The organism is Streptomyces sp. NPDC041970, from assembly GCF_055588985.1.
Window position 1 is genome coordinate 23,396 of the sequence record NZ_JBVJCD010000067.1, and the last position, 6,311, is coordinate 29,706.

Annotated in this window: 6 protein-coding genes and 1 pseudogene; all 7 read right to left on the reverse strand. The window is 74.9% G+C overall.

Annotation, left to right across the window (positions count from 1 at the left end; genetic code table 11):
* Position 1: 1 nt before the first annotated feature.
* The 7 genes and pseudogenes from ACZ6EJ_RS24495 to ACZ6EJ_RS24525 all read right to left on the reverse strand — a co-directional run bounded on the left by ACZ6EJ_RS24495 (position 2) and on the right by ACZ6EJ_RS24525 (position 5,897).
* The gene (locus ACZ6EJ_RS24495) at positions 2–781 is read right to left on the reverse strand and encodes an NUDIX domain-containing protein (protein ID WP_469270013.1); all 780 of its coding nucleotides are present in this window, start codon (positions 779–781) and stop codon (positions 2–4) included.
* A 56-nt stretch (positions 782–837) separates the two neighbouring features.
* Positions 838–948: pseudogene (locus ACZ6EJ_RS24500) on the reverse strand (nicotinamide riboside transporter PnuC); the annotation flags it as partial.
* Positions 949–1,113: 165 nt separating this feature from the next.
* A complete protein-coding gene (locus ACZ6EJ_RS24505) occupies positions 1,114–2,409 on the reverse strand; it encodes a pseudouridine synthase (protein WP_469270015.1) in 1,296 nt (431 codons plus the stop codon).
* Positions 2,409–3,074, reverse strand: coding sequence for an SMC-Scp complex subunit ScpB (gene scpB, locus ACZ6EJ_RS24510; RefSeq protein WP_469270017.1), 666 nt, complete (start codon positions 3,072–3,074; stop codon positions 2,409–2,411). Before scpB ends, ACZ6EJ_RS24505 begins: the two co-directional genes overlap by 1 nt.
* A complete protein-coding gene (locus tag ACZ6EJ_RS24515; protein ID WP_469270019.1) occupies positions 3,071–4,117 on the reverse strand; it encodes a segregation and condensation protein A in 1,047 nt (348 codons plus the stop codon). Before ACZ6EJ_RS24515 ends, scpB begins: the two co-directional genes overlap by 4 nt.
* Before the next feature lie 131 nt (positions 4,118–4,248).
* A complete protein-coding gene (locus tag ACZ6EJ_RS24520) occupies positions 4,249–4,782 on the reverse strand; it encodes a hypothetical protein (RefSeq protein ID WP_469270024.1) in 534 nt (177 codons plus the stop codon).
* Positions 4,779–5,897 (reverse strand): ParA family protein, encoded by a 1,119-nt coding sequence (locus tag ACZ6EJ_RS24525; protein WP_469270020.1) that lies wholly within the window; start codon positions 5,895–5,897, stop codon positions 4,779–4,781. Before ACZ6EJ_RS24525 ends, ACZ6EJ_RS24520 begins: the two co-directional genes overlap by 4 nt.
* Positions 5,898–6,311 lie beyond the last annotated feature (414 nt).

Sequence of the window (6,311 nt, forward strand, 5' to 3'; positions counted from 1 at the left end):
CTTACGGGGCGGGGCGCGTCGGCGCGGGGCGGGTCGGCGCGGAGTGCGAGGGGGCGGGGCGGGGCGGGCGCAGCAGCGGCGGGTGCAGGGCGGTCGCGCCGCCCGCCCGGTAGAGCGCGGCCGGCTTCCCCCGCCCGCCCGTGCGGCGCGGGCGGCCCTCGACGGCCTCGACGAAGCCGGGCGCGCCCAGGACCTTGCGCCGGAAGTTGGGGCGGTCCAGCTCGACGCCCCACACCGTCTCGTAGACCTGCTGGAGCTCGCCCAGGGTGAAGGCGTCGGGGCAGAACGCGGTGGCCAGGCAGGTGTACTCGAGCTTGGCGCCGATCCGTTCGCGGGCGTCGGCGAGGATGCGGTCGTGGTCGAAGGCGAGCGGTCCGGTGCGGGCCGCGTCCTGCCACCGGGCGCGCGCCGCGTCCCCGCCGCCGCGCGGTTCGGGCAGGTCCGGCAGGAGGGCGGCGTACGCGACGGAGACGACCCGCATCCGGGGGTCCCGGTCCGGTTCGGTGTAGGTGCGCAGTTGCTCCAGGTGCAGCCCGCCCAGGGCCTCCGGCCCGAGGCCGGTCTCCTCCGCGAGTTCCCGGCGGGCCGCGTCCGCCGCCGACTCGCGCGGCAGGAGGAAGCCGCCGGGCAGCGCCCACCGGCCCCGGTACGGCTCCTGGCCGCGTTCGACGAGCAGCACGTGCAGCCGGGCCTCCCGGACCGTGAAGACGGCGAGGTCGGCGGTGACCGCGAACGGGGCGAACGCGTGCGGGTCGTAGTCCTCGGGCACGGCGGCGCTCATCGCGCCCCCGGCCGGCCGGCGGCGCGGGGCCGGGGCGCGGCCCCGGAAGCCGCCGGAGCCCCCGCCGCGCCCGGCCGGGCCCCTCCGGTGCGGGTGGTGACGCGCACCGGGGTTCCTGGTCCACCCCCGTGGGTCCAGGACGTCCGGCCGTACGCGGCGAGGGCGACGGGGAACACGCCCACCTCCTTAATAGTCACTCTGACTATAAAGGATGGGGCGGCACGGCAGAAGGCCCGCGGCCGGTCCTGTCCGGATCGTCGAACAGGACCGGCCGCGGGCCTTCGCGGCAGCGTGCGCCGCCGGGGCCTCTCGTCCGGATCAGGCCGGAGGGCCTAGAGGCCGACCTCGCGCATCAACATGCCGACCTCGGTGTTGGTCAGGCGGCGCAGCCAGCCGGACTTCTGGTCCCCGAGCGGGATCGGCCCGAAGGAGGTGCGCACCAGGCGCTCGACCGGGAAGCCCGCCTCGGCCAGCATCCGGCGCACGATGTGCTTGCGGCCCTCGTGGAGGGTCACCTCGACCAGGTAGTTCTTGCCGGTGTTCTCGACGACCCGGAAGTGGTCGGCGCGGGCGTAGCCGTCCTCCAACTGGATGCCGTCCTTGAGCCGCTTGCCCAGGTCGCGCGGGAGCGGGCCCTGGACGGCGGCCAGGTAGGTCTTCTTCACGCCGTACTTCGGGTGCGTGAGGCGGTGGGCCAGCTCACCGTGGTTGGTGAGCATGATGATGCCCTCGGTCTCGGTGTCCAGCCGGCCGACGTGGAACAGCCGCGTCTCGCGGTTGGTCACGTAGTCGCCGAGGCACTGGCGGCCGTCCGGGTCCTCCATCGAGGAGACGACGCCCGCGGGCTTGTTCAACGCGAAGAAGAGGTAGGACTGGGCGGCGACGGTCAGCCCGTCCACCTTGATCTCGTCCCGGTGCACGTCGACGCGCATCCCCTGCTCGACGACGATCTCGCCGTTGACCTCGACGCGCGACTGCTCGATCAGCTCCTCGCAGGCGCGGCGCGAGCCCATGCCGGCGCGGGCCAGGACCTTCTGCAGGCGCTCGCCCTCCTCCTCCGCCCCCGGATGGGTCTTGGGGAGCTTGATGTCGGGCTTGTTCGCGTACCGGTCGCGGTTGCGCTGCTCGATCTTGGCGTCCAGCTCGCGCGGGCGCGAGGCCGCGCCGCGCCGGGGACCGCCGCTGCGGGCGCCGCCCTGCGCGGGCCGCGGGCCGCCCTTGGCCCCGCCGCGGGCCGCGGCGCCGCGGCCCTTGCGGGGGCCGTCCTGCTCGGGCCGGGCGCCGGGGGCGTCGTTGCCGACGTCGTAGCGGCGCTCCTCCGGGCGCGGGCGGCGGGGGCGCTGCTCCTCGTCGCGCCCGCCCTGGTAGCTCGGACGCCCGTCCTGGGAGCCCTGGCGGCCGGGGCGGGGGCCCTGACCGCCGGGGCGCCCGCCCTGGCTGCCGCCGCGTCCGCCCGAGCCGCCGGGACGACCGCCCTGGCCGCCCCCCTGGCCCTGCCGGAAGGACCCGCCGCCGCTGCGGCCGCCGCCGCCCGCGCCGCCGCTCCGGGGGTTCCGGCTGCCGCCGCCGCTGCCGCTCCGGCCGCTGCCGCCGCTGCCGCTTCCGCTGTTCCTGCCACTGCTTCGCATCAAAAATCCGTCTTGTCGTCTGCGTGAGTATCCGGGGTGTCCGGTGCGTCCGGATCGAACGACGGCACACCCTCTAGCGTCTCAGCCTCGATCGCGTCCGCCTCCGGGAGGAAGGGCGCGAGCTCCGGGAGCTCGTCCAGGCCTCGCAGGCCCATACGCTCCAGAAAGTAGTTCGTCGTCCTGTACAGGATCGCACCTGTTTCGGGTTCCGCGCCCGCCTCCGCCACCAGGCCCCTCTGGAGCAGGGTCCGCATGACGCCGTCGCAGTTGACCCCGCGCACCGCCGAGACCCGCGAACGGCTCACCGGCTGCCGGTAGGCGACCACCGCCAGGGTCTCCAGCGCGGCCTGGGTGAGCCGGGCGTGCTGACCGTCCAGGACGAACCCCTCCACCGCGGCGGCGTACGCGGAGCGGCTGGAGAAGCGCCAGCCGCCCGCGACGAACCGGAGGTCGAAGCCCCGGCGCTGCGCGGTGTACTCCTCGGCCAGCTCCCGCAGCGCCTGCTCCACCGCTCCGCGGGGCCGCTGGAGGACCTTGGCCAGGTGGCCGGCGGTGGCGGGCTCGTCGACGACCATCAGGACCGCCTCCAGGGCGGGCTTCAGGTCGAGCGCGGCGACCGCGCCCTCCTCCGGGCCGCCGGCGCGGCCGGTGGACTGCTCGTTCATGCTCGTACGCCCTCCTCGATGTCCTCACCGCGCGCCCGGCCCGGCCGGGCCGCCGCCGCCTCGCGGACCTCCTGGTCGAACTCGTCCGTCACCAGCGGCTCGGCGTCCGCGTCGCCGCACCAGGCGACCAGCAGCTCCTCCAGCGCCTCGTCCTGGTCGAGGGTGACCGCCTTCTCCCGGTACAGCTCCAGCAGGGCGAGGAAGCGGGCGACCACCGTCAGGGTGTCCGGCGCGTCCTCGGTCAGCGCCAGGAAGCCGACCGCCTCCCCCGCAGCGCGCAGCCGCTCCACCACGATGCCCGCCTGCTCCCGGACGCTGACCAGCGGGGCGTGGATGTGGTCGACGTACACCTGCGGCTTCGGCCTCGGCCGCATCGCCCGCACCGCGAGCCGGGCGAAGCCCTCGGGCCCGATGCCGATGACGACCTCGGGCAGCAGCTCGGCGTGGTGGTCCTCCAGGCCGACCGTGCGGGGGCGGCGGCGGGCCTCGGCCTCCAGGCGGTCGCTGAAGATGTCGGCGATCCTCTTGTACGCGCGGTACTGGAGCAGCCGCGCGAAGAGCAGGTCCCGCGCCTCCAGGAGCGCGAGGTCCGCCTCGTCCTCCACCTCGGCGGCGGGCAGCAGCCGGGCGGCCTTGAGGTCGAGCAGGGTGGCGGCGACGACCAGGAACTCGGTGGTCTGGTCGAGGTCCCCGTCGGGCCCCAGGGCGCGGAGGTACGCCATGAACTCGTCGGTGACCCGCGAGAGCGCGACCTCGGTCACGTCCAGCTTGTGCTTGGAGATCAGGTGGAGGAGGAGGTCGAAGGGGCCCTCGAAGTTCACCAGCCGCACGGTGAACCGCTTGCCGTCGCCCTCGCCCCCTCCCCCGCCATCGGCTCCCGGCCCGGCGGCCGTGTCCGGTGGGGGCCCTTGTCCGGGCCCGGAGTCGGGGGCCGCGTCCGGCACGGGCCCGGCCTCCGGCTCCGGTACGGCCTCCGGGGCGGCGCCCGGACCGGGGCCCAGGGCGCGGCGGTGCGGGCCGGCAGGTTCGTCGGTCGTCGGCATGGCGGTCCAGGGGTGCGGCGGCGGCTCGGGCGGACGGTGCGGCGGGCCCGCCCCGCGGTCCGCGGCGGACCCGCGGGGCGGGTTCCGCCGGCCGGTGGGCCCTGCGGGGCAGGCTACCCGCGTCGCGCCGGTCAGCGGCCGCGCAACCGCCGTACGAGGATGCTCGCGTCGCCTCGGGTCTCCAGATCGGCCAGGACCACCGCCACCGCCTCGCGGACGATGCGGCCGCGGTCGACGGCGAGGCCGTGTTCGCCGCGCAGGACGAGCCGGGCGTGTTCGAGGTCCATCAGCTCCTCGGCGGAGACGTAGACCGTGATCTTCTCGTCGTGCCGTTCCCGGCCGCTGGGGCGGCGGTTCGCGCCGCGGCCGCCGCGCCTGCGCTGCGGCTGGACCGCCGGGGCCGACTCGGCCGGGTCGGGGCTCTCGCCGGACGCGGCGCGGCCGCGCGAGTCGCCCGCCTCGGCGGCGGCCGCCGCGTGCTCCTCCCGGCCGCCCGCCCGCTCGGCGCCGGCCTGGGCCGGGCCGGCGGGGTCGCTCTCCGCGGCGGGCGCGGGCACCCGCGCCTCCCCGTTCGCCTTGCGCCGCCGCTCCGCCGGGGAGGACGGCTGGAGGCCCATCCCGCCTCCGGTGGTACGGAACAGCTCGTCGGCCCCCGGCAGACTCACTCGGCGTGACACCGGGCGAGCACCTCCCTGGCGAGCTGGCGATAGGCGGCGGCGCCGACCGAGTTGGAGGCGTACGTGGTGATGGGCTCGCCGGCGACGGTGGTCTCCGGGAAGCGGACCGTGCGCCCGATGACCGTGTGGTAGACGTGGTCGTCGAAGGCCTCGACGACGCGTGCCAGGACCTCGCGGCTGTGCACCGTGCGGGAGTCGTACATGGTGGCGAGGATGCCGTCGAGCTCCAGCTCCGGGTTGAGCCGCTCCTGGACCTTCTCGATGGTCTCGGTGAGCAGCGCCACCCCGCGCAGGGCGAAGAACTCGCACTCCAGCGGCACTATGACCTTGTGAGCGGCCGTCAGGGCGTTCACGGTGAGCAGGCCGAGAGAGGGCTGGCAGTCGATCACGATGTAGTCGTAGTCGGCCATCAGCGGCTTCAGGGCGCGCTGGAGGGTGGACTCGCGGGCCACCTCGCTGACGAGCTGCACCTCGGCCGCGGAGAGGTCGATGTTGCTCGGCAGCAGGTCCATGTTGGGGACGGCGGTCTTGAGCAGGACCTCGTCGGCCGCCATGCCCCGCTCCATGAGCAGGTTGTAGACGGTGAGGTCGAGCTCCATCGGGTTGACCCCGAGGCCGACCGAGAGGGCGCCCTGCGGGTCGAAGTCGACGAGCAGGACGCGGCGCCCGTACTCCGCGAGCGCGGCGCCCAGGTTGATGGTCGACGTGGTCTTGCCCACGCCGCCCTTCTGGTTGCACATCGCGATGATCTTCGCGGGGCCGTGCTCGTTCAGGGGACCCGGAATCGGGAAGTACGGCAGGGGCCGTCCGGTGGGGCCGATGCGCTCGCGGCGCTGGCGCGCCGCGTCGGGCGCGAGGGTGGCCGCGTACTCCGGGTCGGGCTCGTATTCGGCGTCGGGGTCGTAGAAGTGCCCCTCGGGCACCTCGGCGAAGTCGGCGAAGCGGTCGGTGTCCCGGCTGCTCTCGTTGCCGGCCGTGGCGTTCACGTGTGGGCCGTCCATCATCTGGGGGGCTGTCGTCATGTGCTGTTGGGTGGCGAAGGTGCGGACAGCGACGGAGCCGACAGCTTCGAGCCCGGTCGGGCTCAGACCCCGTGCGGGCATCCCTGATCGACCACCTCCGGGAGTAATTGTCGACTCATTCACAAGTCGTCTTACCTCCTTGGACGTGACCAGGAAACTTATCGATAGGTCAGCGTGGCACCATGCCGACGATTGGCGACTCTATGGCGTGTCACCGGTTCGCAGCAACACAATCCCCCGGACCCGGCCCGATGTGTCGGCGATCCAACACCGCGCTGTCAAGGGCGCACAGCGGCCAATCCGTACATTTCGCCGCCGTACGAAACGGGAAAAGGGCTCCCTTCGACGCGAGTCGCGCGGGCGCTCGAAGGGGCCCCACGCGGGGGGGGGGGGGGGGGGGGGGGGGGGGGGGGGGGGGGGGGGGGGGGGGGGGGGGGGGGGGGGGGGGGGGGGGACGGGGGGGGGGGCCGACAAGCCGTGGGGGGGGAGTGGAGA

What these genes read in the sequence shown, in the direction of transcription:
- ACZ6EJ_RS24495 (WP_469270013.1), bottom strand. Translation starts at nt 781, where the DNA reads ATGAGCGCCGCCGTGCCCGAGGACTACGACCCGCACGCGTTCGCCCCG.
- ACZ6EJ_RS24505 (WP_469270015.1), bottom strand. Translation starts at nt 2,409, where the DNA reads ATGCGAAGCAGTGGCAGGAACAGCGGAAGCGGCAGCGGCGGCAGCGGC.
- scpB (WP_469270017.1), bottom strand. Translation starts at nt 3,074, where the DNA reads ATGAACGAGCAGTCCACCGGCCGCGCCGGCGGCCCGGAGGAGGGCGCG.
- ACZ6EJ_RS24515 (WP_469270019.1), bottom strand. Translation starts at nt 4,117, where the DNA reads ATGCCGACGACCGACGAACCTGCCGGCCCGCACCGCCGCGCCCTGGGC.
- ACZ6EJ_RS24525 (WP_469270020.1), bottom strand. Translation starts at nt 5,897, where the DNA reads ATGCCCGCACGGGGTCTGAGCCCGACCGGGCTCGAAGCTGTCGGCTCC.